A 21066-nucleotide genomic window follows, 5' to 3' on the forward strand; every position below is an offset into this window, starting at 1 on the left:
AATGGAATAGATCATGAGTTATCGGAGTGGAATGAATACAATTGGAAAGCGGGTATGGATATGATACAAGATAACGATAAAAACGTTGTACAGATAAATCAAGATCATGCACCTGCATTCGTAATGCCTGAGACGGAGCTGCCGTCCATCCCGGACCTTGCGGTTTCGATTCGAGACTTCGGGGCTATCGGAGACGGCATTCACGATAACACGAAAGCGATCCATGATGCGATTGAGCATATCACCGCATTAGGGGGAGGGAAGGTGCTTATTCCGGCAGGCGTATGGCTGACGGGCCCGATTCAATTTCAAAACCGATTGGAGCTAAGCGCAGAGCAGGGAGCCCTCGTCTTATTCAGCAAGAGTTTCGATGATTATCCGTTAATTAAGTCTTATTATGAGGGGAGCCGGGCGGTAAGATGCAAATCGCCTCTTGATGCGGAAGGACTTGAGCATATCGCGATTACCGGAGGAGGGATTTTCGACGGCGGCGGCGATGCTTGGCGTCCTGTGAAGAAAATGAAAATGACGGAGCGTCATTGGGAAGAGTTGATTCGCTCCGGCGGCGTTCTGGATGAGTCCGGAACTTGTTGGTGGCCGTCAGAAGCTGCATCTCGCGGGGAGGGAATCATCTCGAAGCTGCAAGAGCAAGGCGCGATAGAACCAAACGACTTCGCTCCTGCGCGTGATTATCTTCGTCCTTGCTTGCTGAGCTTCCGTCATTGCAAGCATATTCTGATAGACGGCCCCACCTTTCAAAATTCGCCAGCCTGGTGTCTTCATCCCTGGGCGTCCGAGCACATTACGATTCGAAACGCAAAAGTAAGAAATCCTTGGTACGCGCAAAATGGAGATGGTCTTGATGTGGATTCATGCCGATATGTTCTGGTCGAGAACTGTACATTCGATGTGGGCGACGACGCAATTTGCGTGAAATCTGGCAAAGATCAAGCAGGTCGGGATTTCGGCAAACCGAGCGAGTATATTTCGGTGCGCAATTGCGTTGTCTACCATGGTCACGGGGGCATAGTCGTTGGCAGCGAAATGTCCGGAGGCGTCCGTCATGTTCTCGTCTCCGACTGCATCTTCCTGGGCACGGATATCGGTATTCGCTTCAAAAGCTGCCGTGGCAGAGGGGGCGTCGTGGAGAAAATCCATATGAAAGGGATCCGCATGAACGAAATTGCTGGCGACGCGATATCCTTCAATCTGTATTATGAGGGCCGCGCGGGCTCCGGCGAGTTCGGAGGCGATTTGAGAGCTCCTGTATCGGTGGAAACGCCGATTTTTCGCGATATTCATTTGGAGGATATAAGCTGCAGAGGAGCGCGAAAAGCGCTCGTCATTAATGGCCTTCCCGAGATGCCGATAAGCAATTTGACGATAAGCAAAGCTTCTATTCTAAGCGAAGAAGGAATGGTATGCCGTCATGCGGAAGACTTGCGACTTACAGATATTCAAGTCGCCTGCCGGAGAGGAGCTGGGGCTGTGTTCCACCAGTGTCGGACCACGCAGCTGCTCCAAGCCACGTTGGCTTCCGAACAATCTGAAGAGTGCTTTGTTGAAGTGTCTGGCGAACTGACGGCTCGATTCGAATATTCCGGACTGCCCCAAGACGTCAAACTCGCAGTGAAGGATGATGTCGCGTCGGATGCTATTCATGCTCGATAGACGTGTATCGACTTGCTGAACGACCGATTACCCGTTATATTGAGGATACATCTTTCAAGGAAAGGAGTCGTTGACATATGGTTAAAATGAATGCAACTTCGATTGTTAAGCAGATTGCGGAAGATAGGGAGGGGTGTGCAAGCTAAAAATTGCGCTTCGCCTCCCAAGATGCAATCCAAAACTTGAGGAGGACAAAATGAGTACAATCGATATGAAAAGCGTGGGCTTGAATGAAAGCTTTATTCAGGAAGCCCGATTATATAGCAAATGGAAGATCGGACGAATCTCGTCCCAGTCCAAAGATTTGTACAAAGTGATTACCGAATGGGGAGAGCTTACTGCAGAGGTTTCAGGAAAATTTCGCTTTGGCGTTCAAACTTCTGCCGATTATCCCGCAGTAGGCGACTTCGTTCTGTTGTCGGAACCGGATAATCGAATCGATCATGCGACGATCCACCATGTTCTGCGAAGAAAGAGTGTTTTCACGCGCAAAGCGGCCGGCACTGCGAATGATGTCCAGGTTATTGCCGCGAACATCGATACGGTCTTTATTTGCATGGCGCTGAATAATGATTTCAATCTGCGCAGGCTGGAGCGTTATTTGTCCATAGCATGGGACAGCGGGGCGACACCTGTAATCGTCCTGACCAAATCGGATCTGTGCGAGGCAATTCAAGCGAGACTTGATGAGGTGTCCTCGGTGGCTATAGGCGTCGATGTCGTCGTGACTTCGGGATTGTCGGAGGATGGTTATTTGGTAGTGAAGGCATACATGGTACCAGGGAAGACATTCGTGCTGATCGGATCGTCCGGCGTGGGGAAATCTACCTTGACGAATCGGTTGCTAGCCTCTTCCATCATGGAGACGAATGAAACCAGAAACGATGATAAAGGAAAGCATACGACAACGAGTCGGGAGCTGTTCGTTCTGCTTGAAGGCGGGGTAATTATTGATACGCCCGGTATGAGGGAGCTCGGGATCGAAAGCGCCGATCTCTCAAAATCCTTCTCGGATATCGAAGAGCTTGCCTCGCAGTGCAAATTCTCGGATTGTTCCCACGGCAGCGAGCCGAAATGTGCCGTGCAAGAGGGAATTAGAGACGGCAAGCTTTCTCCAGAGCGACTCGCAAGTTATCTCAAGCTGAAGAAGGAAGCACAGTATGAAGGCCTAACCTCACGGCAGATTGAGACCGAGAAGCTGAACAGGATGTTTGCCGGTGCAGGCGGGATGAGGAGCGCCAAAAAGTTTATTAAAAGTACGAAGAAAAAGTAGGGGAAAGCGATGAGGTCCAACTGACCTCATCGCTTTTTTATCTCCAATTTTTCAGCAAACTTTAAGTTGGCGCTCAAGAATCGTTCAGTTTGTCCGGCTATACTGAATGCCAGGCAGGATTGTCTTAGTTCATATTTTTTGGGGGAGCACCGCGATGGCGTTCATTCGAAAATCAATTTATTTCATTCTGATCTTTTTTATAGGGTTGTTCATCGTGTCTTCTTTTTTCGTCCGAGCAAAATATAATTTTATTGTTTATGGAGATAATCCCATTCTTGAGCGGCAAAACATCCCCTTATTCGTCTGTATCATGGTACTGCTGTCTTCGGTCAGCATTGTCTTGTACCGATTGTCTCTATGGCTCAACAAATTCCCTGCCAAAGGGGTCGTTCCTGTTGTTTTGGCGTTATCCTTCGCGTTGCAAATCGGCATTATGCTTGCATTTCCGAGGCTGCCCACGGATGATTCTCAGACAGTGCTGTCTCTTGCGAAGGAGATGCTGTACAATCACGATTATTCTTCGTTTCAGGCTGGCGGTTATTTGCATATGTTCCCTTTCAATTTCTCTATGGTGCTGTATTTGAAGTCGTTATTAGCCTTGTTTCCTGACAAGCTTATCCTGGTCAAGCTGTTTAACAGCTTGTTCACGCTAGTCACAACGCTAATGATCTATCTGATTTACAAAACGCTGCATGTCAGGTCAGCTTCTCGTGATTACGGAGTGCTGCTATTTGCGGCAATGTACGCACCAGCCTTGCTGATGAATAATTTGATCTACAACGATGTTATCGCTACTGCTTTTCTGACCTCGGCACTATACTTTGTCATTCGATTTGTTCGGGACAAACGGATCGCTTTTCTGATTATCGCAGCCGTTTTGCTGTCCATCGGCAATTATTTCAGAGGCATTGGCGTAATTGTGCTGATTGCGGCGGTTATCTATATGTTCTTGCACGCAAGAGAGATCGGCGTTAGGAAATCCTTAATCGCTGCCTTTGTGCTCGTCCTGATGCTCCAAATTCCGGGCTGGACGCAAAATTTCGTTCTGCAGAGAATGAATATCGTGGATGAATCTCTCTCGAAGAATGCAGCACCCGTATATATGTGGCTGAACATGGGGATCAACAAGGAGAGATTCGGTTTCTGGGATAATCGGGCGAGCTACAACATATACGAGAGAGAAGCGGGCTATAACAAAGAAATGAGCGAGGCGTTATTCAAGCAGGAAATCAGAGACAAGCTGTCCGAGATGAGCTTCGGCGATTTGTCTGCAATGTATTATAAAAAGCTGATTTGGGTTTGGACGGAAGGAACCTATCAAGTGGACAGATACGGCATTGGAACCCAAGGCTCCGATCAAAGAGGAAGAAGGGGAGGAAGCTCCATTATGGGCGAATACAGCTACTCCACCTTCTTCACGGAGCTGTTCAAAGGCGATTCGAAATATCGCAGCGGATTCCTGATGATTCTGTATGTCATGAATATACTTATGTACATCTTCATCTTCATCCGGCTTTATAAGGGGTTAAGAAAGAAGAGCTTTGATGAAATGCCATTGGTGCTGGTTATCCTTGGCTTCATCGGATTTTATCTGCTGTGGGAGATCAAGTCGAGATACTTATTCCCTGTCTATCCCATCCTGATCATGCTGTCTTTCTTGGGATTCAAGGATACTTATGAATATGTGACATGTCGCCGAATTGCCGTTAATGAGTAGATAGCTTAATATCCTTAATTGTAATTTTAAAATCCTGCAAGGTTGTCATGCTTGAATGATAGGTGAATGTAAGCTTCTGGTATTCGTAATATTGTTTCGCTTCGACATCTGCATCATAGATTATTTTCATAAGATCCAGCGTGTAGGTCTTGTTCTCTTCCAGACCATTTAGCGCATAAGTGCCTTCTTCATCTGTTTTGAATTGGAGAAAGTCGAATGATTTGCTGCCTCCATGCACGATAATATAGACATCTGGAACCGGTTTGTTATTTTGATCAATCAGTTTGCCGGTTATCTGCGCATCTTTCAGAATAATCGGTTTTAATTGCTGGGATGATTCTTGATCGGTAACTCCGTCGTCGCCCGCGATTCTTCCCCCAATAACTCCAATAACAGTAACCGCTCCTTCAATAGCGGTATCAGTAATTTCATCTGAGTTCGACTCTGGTTCCTTCGTTTCAATCGTAACGGTTCTAGTATCAGGATTCCAGCCGACAAGAGCCCCGAAGGTCTCGCTTGCCAGTCTTGCGGGAACCATGGTTCTGCCATTCACGCTTATGGCTGGTGTATGAAGTGGAATGGCTTCGCCGTTCACATAACCAACCGAATCGCCAAGCGTGAGCTTCAGCGTAGTATCCTTTTTGACCGCATTTATGGTTCGAGTAGCTTCGTTCCATTCGATCTCCGCGCCCAAAGCTTCGAATATTTGCCTAAGAGGTACTAATGTTCGTCCCTCTTGAACTATTGGCTGTTGATCGAAGTCGATAGGATTCCCGTTAATCTCAACCGTGAGCGGAATCGGAACGATGGACTCGTCCGGGCTGCCTTTTATCCAAACCGGACTCGTTCGCCACCATTTGCTGCCATCCCCGACATGACCGTTGCCCCAGGACCATAACGTGTTATCCTGTCTGATAGCCATTGCCCGAAATCCGGTGCTGGAGGAAGCGATCGTTTTTATTTTGACAAGACCTTCAATTCTAGTCGGCACGATCTTGCTCTCATATGATCCGATGCCAAACTGTCCGCCAAGGTTGCTGCCATTCGACCATACGCTTCCATCATGCTTCAAATAAAAAGGGCCTCCAGCCGATGCCGCGATTGCATCTACATCCTCCATGCCGACAATCTTAACCGGATCATTACGATCAATAGTGGTTCCATCGCCAATTTCGCCAGCATGGTTGTATCCCCATCCCCAGACGCTGCCGTCCTCCTTGAGCGCATGTGTAGTTCCGCCGCCAGCCGCAACAGCGATTACATTCGTTAGGTTTTTAATTTTAATCAGGGTGGTTGGCCCTGGATTCTGCAGGTTGCCGTCCTTGTAAGAAGGCAATGAGGACGCACGCTGCCATACTGTCCCATCCTTTTTGAGCACGGCAATATGCGCATAGCCCACCGAGATGGATTGCACATCTGTATATTCTGTTAATTGGAGAGGCGTCTTGCTTATCATGCTTCCCCATGCCCAGACGGTACCGTCACTCTTGACCGCATAGCTGTCTGCAAAGCCTGCGGCGATGTATACGATGTCTTCCAAGCCTTTAACTTGAAAAGGAATGGATTTGTTCTCATTCTTGATGTAGCTTTGCGTCTGACCATCGTACACAGATCTTGTGCCATCGCCTAGCTCGCCTTCTGTATTGCCTCCCCACGCCCAGACGGTTCCATCTTCTCTAAGCGCAAGAGAGTGACTTCCGCCGGCAGCGACTCCAACAATTTTCGTCAGGCCTTGTATACGGAGGGGCACATCTTGAGCGGCGTAAGAACCCGTCTTTCCGAACAGCTCCGCGGCTCCCGATCCCCAAGTCCATACCGATCCATCCAGCTTGACGCCAAGATTATGCGTGGTTCCCGCAGCTATGCTCTTCCATCCGGATACAGCGGCAATAGGTTCCGCAGACACCGAAGGCTGCAGCATAAAGAATGATAATAACAATGCGATTACGGCGACCATGAATTTATTTGTTGCGTTGTTCCTTATCTGGCGTGACATATACTCGCTCCTTTTAATGAAACGTATCGTATCTCCATCTCTCTTGAATTTACTATAATACTACACGATGAGGAGCGGAGAAAGAAAGGCAAAACAATTTTTGTATCGCGACCGAATTGACAGATAGAGATAGACCATTCAGAATAGATCCTATTGAGACCGTCACTCCAGTAATATTATGCATTTATGAAATAATTTGGATTAAATTATTTTGAAGCGAATAATCGCGGCAGGTCATGTATTAATCGCTCGCGAATGGTTGGTGCAGAGCTCATCCCTTGCAATTCGATAACAAGTGTATAGAGAAAGAAGGATAAAAGAAATGAATGTGGAGATGGAACAGAGTAACGTCAACACAGCCGTCATTCCGACGCCTAAAATTGAGGAAGACTGCTATGACTGGTGGGAGAGACACGAACAGGTTTTAGAGACGCAAGAGCAGTTAAATCCGGAAATTGTGATGATCGGCGATTCGATTACGCATTTCTGGGGTGGCGAGCCCCGAACGCCTGGCATGCAAGAGCATGAATCCTGGAAGGAACTGTTCGAAGCATATCGGGTTATGAATATGGGCTTCGGCTGGGATCGCACGCAGAACGTGCTTTGGCGGCTCGATCATGGAGAACTTCAAGGCTTGGCGCCGAAGACGGTCGTCATTCTAATAGGAACGAATAATACAAGCGGTACGGGGAACGCGAGAGAGAATTTGCCTGGAGAAATCGTGGAAGGGCTGCGGGCCATTTGCGACCGCGTATATAGAGCGGCACCGACTGCGAAGATTGTCATCATGGCAGTGCTGCCGCGTGAGCATAAGCCGGATCATTCGAGACGCAAGGTTATTGCGGAGATCAATCGGGGTTATGAGTCTTTGGCGAAGGAACGGGGATACGCATTTTTGGATATTGGCGAACAGCTTCTCGAGACGGACGGAACCTTGTCGGCGGAAACTGCGCCGGACTTTTGTCATTTGTCGGAACGAGGGTACCGTGTGTGGGCGGAAGCTCTTCGCCGGCTGCTTCCCTAAGATAAGAATGTCAGCTAAGTTCGATTATGTGTAGATTAAGATCACAAATGTTCAAACCTGTGTTGGTTTGCTGCGTCTGTGATTTTTTTATGGGAATTTGATTGTCTAAGATAGATGTCTAACCAAATAGAAGTCTCTCTACATAGAATGAACATGAAATCTATGAGGAGGCGGGGAGAATATGGAAGAGAGAAAAAAGAAGAAGTGGAAGCTGGCTAAAAAAGTATTTATATTGAAAAGAAAACAAAAAGAATGCAAGTGTTTTATCGTAAGATGTCCAAAAGAACCCAAAGGACCTGATTTTGAAAACAATCATACTTATTGCTGCGTATGTCGGGGGAAAAGAGGAAAGAGAGGAAAGAGAGGTCCTCAAGGCGCAACAGGCGCGACGGGTGCAACAGGAGCAACAGGAGCGACAGGAGCGACAGGTCCGGCGGGAGCAACGGGAGCCGATGGAGCGACAGGCCCAGCGGGAGCAACGGGGGCCGATGGAGCGACAGGCCCAGCGGGAGCAACGGGGGCCGATGGAGCGACGGGCCCAGCGGGAGCAACGGGAGCCGATGGAGCGACGGGCCCAACGGGAGCAACGGGAGCGGAAGGAGCGACAGGCCCAGCGGGAGCAACGGGGGCCGATGGAGCGACGGGCCCAGCGGGAGCAACGGGGGCCGATGGAGCGACGGGCCCAGCGGGAGCAACGGGAGCGGAAGGAGCGACAGGTCCGGCGGGAGCGACGGGAGCGGAAGGAGCGACAGGCCCAGCGGGAGCAACGGGGGCCGATGGAGCGACGGGCCCAGCGGGAGCAACGGGGGCCGATGGAGCGACAGGCCCAGCGGGAGCAACGGGAGCGGAAGGAGCGACGGGGCCTGCGGGAGCAACAGGCACCGATGGAGCGACAGGCCCGACCGGAGCAACGGGAGCCGAAGGGGCCACGGGTCCGACCGGAGCAACGGGAGCGGAAGGAGCGACAGGTCCGACGGGAGCAACGGGAGCGGATGGCCCAACGGGGCCAACGGGCCCCGATCAGTTTCTGTGGGGCATGAACACGGTCATATGGGCTGATTCAAGTGCTCCTGGGCCTGGAGACGGGACGCCAATTAACCCTTACAATTCGTTACAAACGGCGGTAACAGAAGCCACTTCAAGCACATTTGCAAATACGTATGGAATGAGAGCGAGATTAGTTATTTTGATTGCTTCCAATTCGGTGTTCGACGAGGATATAGTCATTCCACCGGCCAGACATGTTCAACTGCTCGGACTCGGTCCATGGGTGCTTGGGAATTCGGATTTAGCTAATTTCGGATCTTCAACACCGAGGAACATTACAGTTGAAACGAATACAACGGATGAAGATTTCTACAACAATCAAGGTGCGGCGTTTCAAGCACGACCTGTCACGGTAGTCGGAACCTTGAATAATGGCACATCTGTTAGTACGCATACCAATTATACCGATGGAGCAATCATTAGCGGCAATATAACATTCTTGAATACGGATCCTGTTGATCCGTTCACAACGATAGAATTTCAATTGCTGAATGCACGGGTGGTTGGCAGCATTATGCCCGACGCTGCTGATCCACATCAAGGCATAACAAATGCTTATCTCTATAATAGTCGAATTAATATTATTAATGATCCAGGATTTCGAATTAACCGCATGGTAGAGTGCCTGTTAAATGGATCGATAACTGCTGCTGGATATTCCGATATAAGCAATTGCAATATTCAAGGAAACGTCACAGTGGCCGCAGCAATTACGGATGTACCTCCTACTGGAGTGTTCAGCAGTCAATTCGGCACAATTACTTGGACGGGTCCGCTAAATTTGGATGCGGCATCCAACTATTTTTTCGTCACTAACAGTTCGACCTTAGTTGGTACGAAAACCGTATTAAACAGTCTTGTATAAGCTGAATGAAGCTACGAATGCAAAGCCCTCTTTCGAAGACTAAGCTGATCCCGAATGGGGGCTTTGCTCGTATCGGGCTGCCTGCGCAGCCAATTAATCGCCGGATATCTGCACCTTGCGCTGCGGCGCCTATCTTTCGGCAGCCTATTGCTGACGGTACTGTCCGAGTGACAGGTCCTTTCACGGGATAGGGCCCTTCCCGTTCAAGAGTAAGTACGTCGAACCGAGAGAAATCAATATGAAGCTGGAGTTGCTCGGCGGCTTGATCCTCTTCGCTGCCTTGGATAAGATCGTTCAAATATTTCTCTTTTATAGCGGTTCGATTGTCAGTTAGCAACCTAGCTTCCGATCTAATGATGATCGCATCGCTGCAATGAATCTCCAACTCCCTGTATCTATGCAAAAAGCAACTCCGGGAACACCCACGCATAAGAATGGAAATAGCCGCTGGTTTGGCTTCTGTTGCCGATGATGGGACGATGCGACGCCGCAAAATGATCATAATCGTCGTCCCCGTATTGGCGGGCCATCGCTTCGAATAAATCCAACGGCCAAGTCTCGGACGAGAGAGGAGACGGCATCTCCTGATTTTTATCGAAGGGCCATTCTTCAGCATGTCCGTTGCAATAATACAGTAACGTGTCAAGCGCCTTCTTCAGACCTTTGCCGGAAGGGGAAATCCAGCGGAACAGATCCTCTCCAGTAGCGTCCAGGACAATTTTGGCAGCGGCGGTTAGCGGAGCTAATGCGAAATAGTGATACCATATCGACTTGGTTCCCCGCCTTGTTTCTTCGGGAAGAAAGCCTGACTTATCCAAGGATTCATCAATATGTGCTTTAAGCTCCAGAACTTCCTCCGCCATTCTCGCCTCGTCCTCCATGAAGCGATAGAGGGAAAGCTGAGCGTACAGACTCCAGCTCCACCAGTTATTCCGTCCTTGAATGCCATCCCACTCAGGGAGACACACCGTCGTCATCCAATGGATGAAGCGCTCCCTGCTCTCTGAGAGCCAGCCTTTATAGTTCTTGAGCAGCTCAGCAGCTTGGAGAAATCCTGTGGCCAAATAAGCCGAAACAAGCGGACCGTCATGGTCCGTGAATCCCCGATTAATGGAAGCCCAGCCATCGATCAGCTCAATCGCTTTATCAGCGTAGAGGGCTTCTCCGGTAAGGCGATACGCGAGCGCCGTCGTATAGATAGCCTGAGCATCCTCCTCCATCAGTCGCTTGGCGGCTTGATGACCTTCTTTGTCGTAATAGAAACCGGGAATTTTCCAGAGAGGCACGGCATGGCATTGCACCGAGAGACTTTCGTGCGCAAGCCGCAGCAGCGCCTCACTGGCAGAATCGTTATGCATGATGAATTATCCTTTCATGAGCCGTTATTTGGGATCGACTTCATCGATTGTCAATCGGTATTGCAGATGTTTCATGTATGTGCCGTCCGTATTGCGGAACACGAAACGAAGCTTCCAGGCATCAGAATTCTCAGCATGATCAGATTCAGAGCTGTTGCGGTTGCCAGCTCCATCCATACTACCATCCAATTTGCCGGGCTCGCCAGACACAATCGCGATAAATCGGTTTAATCCGGGTTTAAGCTCAACATGCTCCTCCGGATTCGCGACCTTTTCGCCGTTGATATAAATCTCATAGGCGCAGTTCGAATCCACCTGAAGACAGCCGGAGCGAGTCCCGCATATTGTTGAAGCATCGCAATCACCGTAGTCACCGTTATCGCCGTAATCTTCCCAAGCACGCATCGTTCCCACTTCCGCCTCCAGAAGATGAACGAAGCAGCTTAAGAACCATTGTTCATCTCCGGCAGGCTGAATAAGGAAGCTGCCGTCGTCTCGATTTCTCTCCTTCTTCTGCATCCAGCCGTAATAGCCTTCTCCCAAATTGTTCAGCGAAAACGCAGGATCATTATAATAAGCTTTCATCGCCTCGAAATCGACATGGGCTGGGCAAGGGAGATCCATAATTTTCTCAACCGCCCATGATTCATCGCCCTTGATGCTGTCAAGCAATCGGTCCTCGAAGGCGGCGCCCAGATTGGTAAACAATCTCGTGTACAAACGAAGCAGCTTGTCGCTATTGGCATCCAGCAGCAATTGCGAGTATAGTATTCGTCCTTCGCCGCAGGAAGCGATCGCCGCATATTGGCCGGACCGCCGGGCTTTGTCCCGATTCAGCTCGACAAGCGCGAGCCGGCTATATTCATCGGTATGCTGGCGCACGAAAAAATCGTTCCACGCTGTGCCCTCCACGCTTGTGAGGAGCTGCTCCGCGCCTTCGACCGATAGGCTGTACGTCGCGAGCGGCGCATTGACAACCTCTCTTGGGGACAGGAACACCTTGTCAAAGCCGAACAAATCGACCGGGCTCATCCCATACGTTTCCGGCAAAGCGTAATTCGCCTCAAGATGGAAGGTCTCCTGCTCACAAATGCTCACTGTACGACTAAACAAACGGGATAATGCATCTTCACTTGAAGGCTCAGCCGGAAGGATAATTACCGTTCCTCCACCGCCAGCGTATTCTTGCAGCCAGAGCATCCAATCATCCCGCACCGGCAGCAGCTTACCATCGACGATTACCTGACCATACATTGCAAACGGCACATGCTGTAGTTGATCTTGAAGCTCGTATTTTAAACCGAGTTTCTGCAGGAAGAGCTCCGCTTCGCTTCCCGGAGTTACGAGCGCGCAAGTTAAAGCGGGCGCGGATATCGCGACATTTCCCGCATAATGCAGCAGATTGCGCAGCAAGAGGCAGGCTTCCGGCACAGAGCGGAAGCTTCGCATCAACTCAAGCTGATTGGCGATGAACAAGCCTTGACCGCTTCTGTATTCGAGCAGCGGTGACCAGAGATCGCCGCCGTCTCCGAAATCGCCGGCGCCGCATTCCAGAATCATCGTAAAGTCGCCATGGACAGGCTTCTCGAAAGCGGCATGGATGATGGGCGCGGGTCCGTCTTCCCGCAGCTCCTCATGCCAAAACATCATTGCCTCATCATCCAGTCCCGCAAGGACGGGATGATCGTAATGACCGCTATGCGCACGGAAGAAATCCTGTCTCGACAGAGGCAGCTTGCCAAGCGAGAGATGGAGCTGCTCCAGCAGCAGAACGCGGCCTCCTCTGGCGACAAACCGCTTCAACTCTTGCTCCAGTTCATGCCCTGCTTCAAGTCTGCTGCCCACCACTACCAAATGCGGGAGAGGCAACGCTCCGATATGCTCCGCGGCAATCCGCTCGCAGGCCGGAACAAGGCTGCGAATCACTTGGAAATCCGTCTCTCCGCCGATATAAGAGAGGGGCACGAGAATGGAAAACTCTTCCGATCGAAGCCGGGCGGGATGCAGCTTGTACAGGAGATCAAGCTCATGCATAGGCTGATCATCATGATATAGAACGGCGTGAAGACTAACGCGCGTCAGGTCAGGAACAGGCACCGGCGTCCAGGTCAAATTGGCGATTCGCTGTTCGGCAGGTTTTTGCGTGAACGCGATTGTTTCTTGATGCACAATCCGTTCATTCACTCGCAGCTTGAATTCAATGCGAACCTGGCGCTCATAGAGTGTGTCATTATACACATCGAAATGACGCGTGATTGTCTCGTCGTCGAAGAACGAACGATTATACTCTGCAGGAATCATCGTGACGGGCTTGAAGGCCGCTGCCATGCGACTAAAGGCAGGATTCGGCCGATAAGAAGGATATTCCTTCGGCAGCATGCCGTTGTTCAGCGTCAGCGAATATTTCGGAATCAGCCTCGGCTTAGGCCCGGGCTCACTCCAATCCGCCATGTCCAATGGAATGTCTCTCTCGGGCATGGCGCGCATGAAATAATGCGCGAAGTTGAAGGTGGAGAGACCGCTGACACCTTGCCTTCTGGCGTATTCGACGAACAACCGCTCCTTCTCCGCCAGCCCTTTCACGCATTCATCCGTGTTCCGGTAGGCGGCATGACCGACATACATGCTGCTGTTCTGAGGGCAGACATACCACCAGCCGCCATGCTCGCCGAATACGAGCGGTCTCTCGCGAGTCCACTGCGAGATCGTGCCGTCGATATTATAATGGAGGCTGTCCACCTCCGTCAGTTCTTTGGCCAACAATCGGTTGTCGCCTTCAAGAATAATCGGTCTGGTCGGATCAAGCTCGCGAACGATATCCATCAAGCCGGGAATATGCTTTTTGTACCCGTCTCGCCCGTCGACCCAGCGCATCTCATTCTGCAGGCTCCACATCATGACGGAGGGATGATTGCGATCCCGTTCGACCAATCTGCGGATATGCGCTCGGCAATTGGCGATGAACGCGGGATGATCCGCCGCCATTGATTTGCTGGAGCCGTAGATGGCTGTTTCGTCAATAATGAGCATGCCTTCCTCATCGGCGATGTCCATATAATAGGAAGGATGGGGCTCGGCATGCAGCCGAACGCAGTTGACGCCTGCTTCCTTGCACATACGATACCAATTCCGCACATAGTCGCGGGTTTGCTGCAGCGCGCCTTGGAAATGCCAGGAATCTCCGCGAAGGTTGATTGGAATGCCGTTAAGCATGAACCGGGGACCCTCTGTCCATATCTCGCGGAAGCCAAATCGTTCGCTGATTCGGTCGATTATAGCGCCGGAATCCCAAAGCTCAAGGTCCAGCCGATAGAGGAATGGATCATCATGCGTCCATAGCCTGGCGTCTTTCCAGTTGAGCCGAAAAGCAATAGACTCCCTATCCGCGCCGGGCTGCAAGGAAGCAACCGTCGCTTCAGCCCGAAGCACAGGCGAAGCTGCATTCGTCTGATCGGCTTCTCTTACAGCCAGTTTGACGGTGAGATTCCTATCACCCGCTACCCCAGACGCAGCGCAAACCTTCACCGCTGCCTCCAGCCGGTTCTCTCGGACCGAGGTGCGGATAGCTCCCATGGACAGTGAAACGGCAGGTTGTATTTCCAAATACACATCCTGCCATAAACCTCTGGCGAGCGAGCCGAACCATGAGCCGGACAGCCCTGTTATTTTCTGCTGCCCGGATGGAATCGTCACCTTGTCGAAGCTGCCGCAGACAACATGGAGCTCATGCTTTGTCCCGATCTTCATCCACTCCGTCACATCCACATGCAGCGGCAAATATCCGTCCTCCCACATGGCGACGCATTGGCGATCCAGATAGACAGCCGCCTTCTGCATGATACCGTCGAAGCGCAGAATAACCCGATCTTCCTTCCGAGCAATCGACTCAGGCAGCTCAATCATGCGATGAAGCACTCCGGCATTCGCCTCCGCCCATTCCTTGGGATAGCCGTAGACATCATAGGGAGCATAGTCATGCTCGGGAATATCACCGAAGAGCTTGCCTGACGGCTTTACATAGGTGCTTCTCCAACTGGAGGGCACTTGCAAGCTCTGTTGCTCGTAACACAGCGCGGCGGGCAGCTCGAAGGTATTCGCCTCCTCCCCGTAAATAGGCATAAAATTCCATTCTCCGTTCAAGCAAATGGTCGTTCTCATCTAGGCACACTCCTTGTTAGGGCTCATCGATTCTCGCGACAAGCGATATTTCTTTCCAAAGCTGGGGAGGCTCCGTGCTGCTATTCCATGGGATAAAATGAGGCAGCATCGCTGCCGCCCAATCCCGGGGCGTGGCGGAAGTGGCGAGCATGCCCTCGTAAGGCGGAGCGGCAATCGTGGCCGGTTGCTCCGAATAGAAGAACAAGAGATTCTCATTCAGGGCGATGATGCCGTATTTGTCGCCATCGCCCGGCTTCTCCTCCTGATATTGATAATGATAGAACACATAGCTGGCAACCTTATCGGGCTTCAGCCTGGCGATTCTGGCAAAGGGCTTTGCAGACTTTTTGCTCGCGGGCCGCCAATCCACGTCGCCGAAGGGCATCTGATAATGGAATATATCCATCATCGGGACCCACTCGCGGGTCATGTTTTCGCCTGGCCATTGTTCAAGCGCGGCTTCGCAGCCAGCGAATAAGAAGCGAGGATCAACCTCCTCATTAGGACTTTCATAATAAAGAAACAAGCAGCTGCCTTCCGAGAAAAGACTTAAATGGCTGGCTTCGATCTCTTTCATGCGAGCTCGCAACTGCGGCAGCGTTTCGCGGAAATAGGATTGCGGCTCGATGTCGAAACGAAGCTGAGCCCGATAGTGATAGCGATACATAGGACATCTCCTTTGATTAGGGAATGCGTTCATACTGTCTCTATTATAGTTTCGCGCGGGTATGTCCATGTTGTGCTAAACTATAGCTATATTGCGATTTTCTGCAACGGGAGGCGGAAAGAATGGCCATGCGAATCGAGCATATCGACCCGGAAAACAGCCGATTTTTTCTTGTTTTCAAATATGATCAATCCGAGAGGCTGTTCCATCGCTTTCATGCGCATCAGGGTCTGGAATTGCTCTTTATCCATGAAGGCAAGGGCAGGGTGGAGGTGGAGGGACGTTCTTACACGCTGGAAGGTGGTTCCTGGTTCTGTTTTCAGCCGTATCAACTGCATAAGCTGGAGGTTCAAGGGGGCGACGCTTCCTATTTGAGAACCAATTTAACCTTCGATCCGAGACTGCTGGAGCCGTATTTGGCTCCCTATCCGAAGCTGAAGGGATTTCTTCGTTATTTATCCAGAGGCGTACTGCCGTCGGCAAAATACAAGTTCGAGGATGCGCTTCTCACGGAGCTCATTGCGAGTCACGCGCAAGCGATTCATGAGCCGGGCGATGAAGGCGAGGAGTCGCGAAGCTTGTTTCTCCTTTTGTTGCTGCGCCAGCTTCAGCTGTCTGCGTCAGCGAACGGGGAGCTTGCGGAAGAGGAGTTGTCCTTCAAGACAGCTGCTCACATTGAGCTGATTATGGATTGGTTGGAAGAATGCTTCAGGGAGCCTTTCCGACTTGAGCGGCTTGCGGAGGAGCTCCATCTTTCTCCTTACTATGTTTCTCATCTATTCAAGCAGCACACGGGAGCTACGCTCTCGGACTATATCGCAGCGAGAAGAGTGAGAGAGGCTTGCGAACTGCTAGGGCGTTCCGACAAGTCGGTAAGTCAGATTGCGGCGGAAATCGGCAGTCTGAGCGCTCCATATTTCGGCAAGCTGTTCAAGAAGCATAAGAGCATGACGCCGCTGGAATATCGCGCCGCGCTGCTTCGAAGGTCCTAGTCAAACAGTTCCGATCAACCGCTAAGTCGTCAAGATTGATTCATGATCGCCTTCTTGTGTTTATAGGATTAGGGATGGGCTATGTATATTTTGAAGAATATGCTCACATCCTTATAGCGTTATGGAAAAGAAAGGAGATCATGCGATGAGCGCGATGTTTACCGCTTCAGTTACTGTTGCAGGAGGCAGAGAAGGACATGTGACTTCCTCCGATGGGAAGATCGATCTAAACCTCTCCATGCCGAAGGAAATAGGGGGCAAGGGAGGGGACGGCACCAATCCGGAGCAGCTGTTCGCCGCGGGCTACGCCGCCTGCTTCGACAGCGCCTTGCAGCTTGTCATTGGCAGGCAGAAGGAGAAGGAGGTTACGGGCACAGAGGTCACGGCCGAGGTATCGCTCCTGAAGGATGAAGAAGATAATGGCTTCAAGCTTGGGGTCAAGCTTCATGTACTGGTGAATGGCGTCTCGCAAGAGCGAGCGAGCGAACTGGTGGAAGCGGCTCATCAGGTATGTCCGTATTCCAAGGCCACGAAGGGCAATATTGAGGTTGAGGTTTCGCCGAAAACGTAAAAGATGCGATAGAGAGAAACATTTGAAAAGCTTCGCCGTGCGCAGCCACGCGCGGCGGGGCTTTTCGTCATGCGCGGCCTATTCGCCGATTACGGTACTGCCCAGGCGTGACGCCTGCATGCCTGCGAAACAGTCGAATGAAATAATTGACGCTCTCGATGCCGACTCGCTGGCCGACCTCAGCTACCGAAAGCGCAGTGTTATCGAGCAGAGCTCTCGCTGTTTTCATTTGCAGGTCATGGCGATATTGAAGCGGGCTCATGCCCGTATAGGTCTTGAGGCAGCGAGCGAGATAATCGAAATGAAAATGGAGCGTCTGCTCCATATGCGCGGCGTTGAAGGGCTGCGTCATATGTTCGCGCAAATATGCGATCACCTTGTCGCACAGCTGCCTGGAGCGCGGCGCGAATTGCTTGCGGGCAGCAGCCTGCAGCTCTGCGAGCAGACCTGCCAGCTCCGCTTGAAGCGGCAGGGAGCTGGAAGCCGACAAGCTGCGGTGAAGCTTCAGCATGCGCTGCAGATACGGCTCGATATCCGGGATTTGAAATTCCGTAAATTTAGGTAAATACATCATCTGGCGATGGGGAGAGAGGTCGAGATCGGTTCCTTTGGCATATGGGAACGACCAGGGAATGCTGTCACTGTCTATTTCGCGAATCGGAGACGGATGAACAAAATGCACCCAATAGATTTCGGTAGTCTCCTCGCAAGGACGATGTCCGACATGTCGGCGTCCCGGCTCCAGCACAAGCATAGAGCCCTCCGTCAACTCGTAAGGCTGGTCGTCCTCGGCCATGTACAGGCTTCCTTTGCAGACGAACAGTAAATCATACACATCGAATAAGCGCTCGAAATGCTGCTGCCCCGGCGACCAGAACGAATGGCCGATCGTAACGAGCTGCGGCAGCGGGGGGATGATCAGCTCCAGGCATTTCAATGAATAATCCTCCTCAAAATCGTGTTCCAGCCTCCGTCATATCTCTAGCTTTCCGCGAACAAGCATCAGGCTTGCTTCCATTGTAGCATGCTTTGCTCGAAATAGTCGAAATCGTGCTAGTATTAGTCGTTTCCAATCCTGTCCGCCACGCGGCAATGTTTATATACTTAAGGCACATGAACCGGAGAGGAAGCGAAAAGGATGAGATTTCGTCAAGTGCATCTTGATTTTCACACTTCTGAAGCGATAAAGAGTATCGGTGAAAGCTTTGACAAGAAGCAATTTCAGGAAATGCTGATGCTGGGGAAAGTAGATTCTGTTACATTGTTCTCGAAATGCCATCACGGCTGGGCGTACCATCCCTCCGAGGCGAACGAGATGCATCCCGAGCTGGGCTTTGACCTGCTTGGCGCCCAGATTGAAGCGGCGCATGAAATCGGCGTCAAGACGCCGGTCTATCTATCGGCCGGTCTCGATGAGAAGCTGGCGAGACGCCATCCCGAATGGTTGATCCGCGACGAGAACGATGCGACGAATTGGGTGAAAGGCTTCATGGAGCCCGGCTATCACCAGTTTTGCATGAATTCGCCTTATCTTGACATACTGCTCGCACAAATCGAGGAAGCTCTGTCGCGCTATGACGCGGACGGCTTGTTTCTTGATATTGTCGGAGTGCGCAAATGCTATTGCCACAATTGCATGGAGAGTGTGCGCAGTGAAGGCAAGACTCCTCGTGACGAGACTGCGATGCGGGCACTATGGGAGCAAACCTATGCGAATTATACGGCAAGGGTGAAGGGGACAGTCGAAGCGGTCAAGCCGGGCTTGCCTATCTTCCACAATGGGGGTCATATTACGCGGGGGCGCCGCGATCTTGCGTCGATGAACACGCATCTTGAACTGGAATCGCTGCCGACCGGCGGCTGGGGTTATGATCACTTCCCGCTGTCCGCGAGATACGCGCAAACGCTTGGCGTTGATTTTCTCGGCATGACCGGCAAATTCCACACCTCTTGGGGAGAGTTCGGGGGTTACAAGCATCCAAACGCGCTGCGTTACGAAACCGCTCTCAGTCTGGCGAATGGAGCCAAATGCTCGATCGGCGATCAGCTTCATCCGAATGGACGCATGGACGAAGCGACCTATTCGTTGATTGGGGAAGCCTACGGAGAGGTGAAGCAGAAGGAGGCTTGGTGCGTGAACGCGTCGAATGTGGCGGATGTGGCGTTGCTCTCGATCGAAGCGACAGGCGTGCATCCGAAATCGGCCGCTAAGGCGGAGGCGCGCACGCCGCATTCAGATGTGGGAGCCGTTCGCATGCTGCTGGAAGGCAAGCTTCTTTTCGACATTGTGGACAAAGAGAACGACTTCTCGCCTTATCGAGTACTGATTTTGCCGGATTATATCGCAATCGATGAGGAGCTTCAACGCAAATTGGAGCAATATCTCGCGCAGGGCGGCAAGGTGCTGGCGACCGGCTGGTCGGGTCTGAATCTGGAGGGTGAGGGCTTCGCCATTGACTTCGGCGCACAATATAAGGGCTTGAATGCCTATTGTCCCGATTACTTCCGACCCTTGTTTAAGCCGGGCAGCCTGAATATGGCCTCCTATATCTTCTATTCTCAGGGGCAAAAGCTGGAGCTTGCGGGCGGCGCCGAGCTTGGCAAGCGGGAGAACCCTTATTTCAACCGCAGCGCGGAAGCCTTCTGCTCGCATCAGCATACGCCGAGCAGCCAGGAATACGGAGGCCCGGGCATGGTCGAGAGCGCGAACGGCATCTACATCGCCTGGAACGTATTCGAGGATTATGCGACCAAGGGCAGCTTAATCCTGAAGGAGACGGTATTGTATGCGCTGAATCGTCTGTTGCCTGACAAGTCGCTGCAAACGGGATTGCCGGCTCAAGGCGTCGTTACGCTTCAGGAGCAGAAGCAAGAGAAGCGGCTTGTCAATCATCTGCTGTACGCTTCTCCCGTCCTGCGCGGCAAGGGCGTCGAGGTGATCGAGGATATTGTACCGCTGAGTGATGTCCGCGTTTCGGTCCGAACGCAGCATCCCGTGAACAATGTTTATTTGGCGCCGCAGATGACGCAGCTTCCGTTCGAGAGCAAAGCGGGCATCATTTCCTACACCGTGCCCGAGCTGGAATGCCATCAGATGGTTGTGCTGGATTATGAATGAGTGAGGCTGGAAGAATACGATGACATAGACAGGCATGTCCTTTGAGGCATGCCTGTATTTGTTGGCAGACAGTAACGCTTGCCCCCTAGCCTATTAGGAAAGACGCAGCCCAACAGCTGCGGTCGGCAACACCAGCGGGCCAGTTGCATCACAATCGCAGCAGCCTGCAATACAGGCACAGATACTGCAAGTCGCGACAGCCCACAGCCCTTTGACCGCAGGCCGCAGCATACTACCGCAGCACAACACCAGCGTCCAGCGATACCCGCAGCCCAGTTACGGCAAAGTCGTAGCGTCCAGCGATACCCGCAGCCCAGTCGCCGCAAAGTCGTAGCGACCAGCGATACCCGCAGTCCATCACGGCAAAGTCGTAGCGACCAGCGATACCCGCAGTCCAGTCACGGCAAAGTCGTAGCGGCCAGCGACACCCGCAGCCCAGTCGCAGCAAAGTCGTAGCGGCCAGCGACACCACCGCAGCCCAGTCACAGTAAAGCCGCAGCGGACCGTAGATTCGCTATTTAAGCAAAATTAGCTGTTTTTATGTTTTCGCGGACACAGATGACGTTATTTTCGAAAAAACAGCTATTTTTAAGCTTTTTTGAGGAAATA

At 51.5% G+C, this 21066-nt stretch carries 13 protein-coding genes; 8 read left to right on the forward strand and 5 right to left on the reverse strand.

Going from position 1 to position 21066, the window contains the following annotated elements; genetic code table 11:
- Positions 1-60 precede the first annotated feature (60 nt).
- From HFP08_RS16610 to HFP08_RS16620, 3 genes are all read left to right on the forward strand, one after another.
- Entirely contained in the window at positions 61-1671 is a 1611-nt protein-coding gene (locus HFP08_RS16610) for a glycoside hydrolase family 28 protein (RefSeq protein ID WP_240941499.1), read from the forward strand.
- Between the two features lie 196 nt (positions 1672-1867).
- A complete protein-coding gene (gene rsgA, locus HFP08_RS16615; protein ID WP_168121719.1) occupies positions 1868-2944 on the forward strand; it encodes a ribosome small subunit-dependent GTPase A in 1077 nt (358 codons plus the stop codon).
- A 154-nt stretch (positions 2945-3098) separates the two neighbouring features.
- Complete coding sequence (locus HFP08_RS16620; RefSeq protein WP_168121720.1) at positions 3099-4661, forward strand: glycosyltransferase family 39 protein; 1563 nt, start codon at positions 3099-3101, stop codon at positions 4659-4661.
- On the opposite strand, the gene HFP08_RS16625 is transcribed toward HFP08_RS16620, so the two are convergent.
- Positions 4651-6657 (reverse strand): stalk domain-containing protein, encoded by a 2007-nt coding sequence (locus HFP08_RS16625; RefSeq protein ID WP_168121721.1) that lies wholly within the window; start codon positions 6655-6657, stop codon positions 4651-4653. The genes HFP08_RS16620 and HFP08_RS16625 overlap by 11 nt on opposite strands.
- A gap of 322 nt (positions 6658-6979) precedes the next feature.
- On the opposite strand from HFP08_RS16625, the gene HFP08_RS16630 reads away from it, so the two are divergent.
- Positions 6980-7681, forward strand: a complete 702-nt coding sequence (locus HFP08_RS16630; RefSeq protein WP_240941502.1) for a GDSL-type esterase/lipase family protein — start codon at positions 6980-6982, stop codon at positions 7679-7681.
- A 181-nt stretch (positions 7682-7862) separates the two neighbouring features.
- Positions 7863-9593, forward strand: coding sequence for a collagen-like domain-containing protein (locus tag HFP08_RS29520; RefSeq protein WP_206109270.1), 1731 nt, complete (start codon positions 7863-7865; stop codon positions 9591-9593).
- Between the two features lie 395 nt (positions 9594-9988).
- Here the strand turns inward: HFP08_RS29520 and HFP08_RS16640 are convergent, their stop codons facing one another.
- From HFP08_RS16640 to HFP08_RS16650, 3 genes are read right to left on the reverse strand one after another with little or no spacing between them, the layout of a single operon-like run.
- Positions 9989-10951 carry an alginate lyase family protein gene (locus HFP08_RS16640; protein ID WP_168121722.1) on the reverse strand — a complete coding sequence of 321 codons (963 nt, stop codon included), beginning with the start codon at positions 10949-10951 and terminating at the stop codon, positions 9989-9991.
- A gap of 24 nt (positions 10952-10975) precedes the next feature.
- Positions 10976-15109 (reverse strand): glycoside hydrolase family 2 protein, encoded by a 4134-nt coding sequence (locus HFP08_RS16645; RefSeq protein WP_168121723.1) that lies wholly within the window; start codon positions 15107-15109, stop codon positions 10976-10978.
- 16 nt (positions 15110-15125) lie between these two features.
- The gene (locus HFP08_RS16650) at positions 15126-15776 is read right to left on the reverse strand and encodes a hypothetical protein (RefSeq protein ID WP_240941503.1); all 651 of its coding nucleotides are present in this window, start codon (positions 15774-15776) and stop codon (positions 15126-15128) included.
- Between the two features lie 122 nt (positions 15777-15898).
- Between HFP08_RS16650 and HFP08_RS16655 the strand changes: the two genes are divergently transcribed.
- Both HFP08_RS16655 and HFP08_RS16660 read left to right on the forward strand, forming a co-directional pair.
- Complete coding sequence (locus HFP08_RS16655; protein ID WP_168121724.1) at positions 15899-16768, forward strand: helix-turn-helix transcriptional regulator; 870 nt, start codon at positions 15899-15901, stop codon at positions 16766-16768.
- A gap of 145 nt (positions 16769-16913) precedes the next feature.
- Positions 16914-17339 (forward strand): organic hydroperoxide resistance protein, encoded by a 426-nt coding sequence (locus HFP08_RS16660; protein WP_168121725.1) that lies wholly within the window; start codon positions 16914-16916, stop codon positions 17337-17339.
- 67 nt (positions 17340-17406) lie between these two features.
- Here HFP08_RS16660 and HFP08_RS16665 read toward each other — a convergent pair whose 3' ends face one another.
- The gene (locus tag HFP08_RS16665) at positions 17407-18276 is read right to left on the reverse strand and encodes an AraC family transcriptional regulator (RefSeq protein ID WP_168121726.1); all 870 of its coding nucleotides are present in this window, start codon (positions 18274-18276) and stop codon (positions 17407-17409) included.
- A gap of 201 nt (positions 18277-18477) precedes the next feature.
- On the opposite strand from HFP08_RS16665, the gene HFP08_RS16670 reads away from it, so the two are divergent.
- Complete coding sequence (locus HFP08_RS16670; protein ID WP_168121727.1) at positions 18478-20457, forward strand: alpha-amylase family protein; 1980 nt, start codon at positions 18478-18480, stop codon at positions 20455-20457.
- The last annotated feature ends 609 nt before the right edge of the window (positions 20458-21066 follow it).

This window comes from Paenibacillus sp. HB172176 (assembly GCF_011947265.1).
Lineage (GTDB): Bacteria > Bacillota > Bacilli > Paenibacillales > Paenibacillaceae > Pristimantibacillus.